Raw genomic sequence first — 882 nt, 5'->3', positions numbered from 1 at the left:
ACGCGTACTTGGTCGTTGACCGATGCTTGTGACAATACAACATCGCTTGTTCAGACTATTACCGTAGTAGATACTACTGCTCCTACGTTTACATCAACTCTCCCAGGAGATATAGATGTAGAATGTGATGAAATACCAGATGCAGAAGAGTTACTAGCTACGGATAATTGTGGTGATGCTAACGTAACATTTGTAGAAGTTATTGACAATGGTGCCTGTGTTGGTGATTATATAATTACTAGAACATGGACAGCAATTGATGCATGTGACAATTCTACCGTTCATACTCAAATTATTACGGTTCAAGATACTACACCTCCAGCGCTAGTAACACCATTTGACGAAAACGTTACGGCCGCATGTGATGATATACCTGAAGTTCCAAATCTTGTTTTTGAAGATGCGTGTTCTACGGATATCGAGGTTACTTTTGAAGAGGTATCAACTCAGGCTAACGACTTTGAGGATTACGAGATAATTAGAACATGGACAGTAGTTGATGATTGTGGAAATGAAGCAATATTCACTCAAAATGTTTCAGTTGAGATTAGCAATGTAATTAATGCTTTTGACAGTTCGTTCTGTATACTAGATGCAGAGTTTGATTTATTCGACTTATTATCTGGTGATTTTAATATGAACGGTACATGGAGTGTTGTATCTGGAGATGCTACAATCAATGGAAGCATGTTTGACCCTTCTACTGTTGAAGTTGGAATGTACACATTTATGTACTCGATCACCGAAGGACCATGTCCAAAGGAAGTAGAGGTTAATGTTACTATTGATGATGATTGTGTGGTACTCGCTTGTGGTAAGGATAATGTTGTAATATCTAAAACGGTTACAGCTAATGGTGACAACTATAATGAGTTCTTTACA

1 protein-coding gene is annotated in these 882 nt (G+C 37.9%); it reads left to right on the top strand.

Going from position 1 to position 882, the window contains the following annotated elements:
• Positions 1-882 (top strand): HYR-like domain-containing protein (locus LBV24_RS15030; protein ID WP_449667982.1); only part of this gene is annotated, 882 nt, incomplete at both ends.

Origin of the sequence: Winogradskyella vincentii (assembly GCF_020166345.1) — a bacterium.
GTDB lineage: Bacteria > Bacteroidota > Bacteroidia > Flavobacteriales > Flavobacteriaceae > Winogradskyella > Winogradskyella vincentii.
Note: the sequence above shows the minus strand (reverse complement) of the source record. Positions and strands in the feature narration are given on the sequence as shown.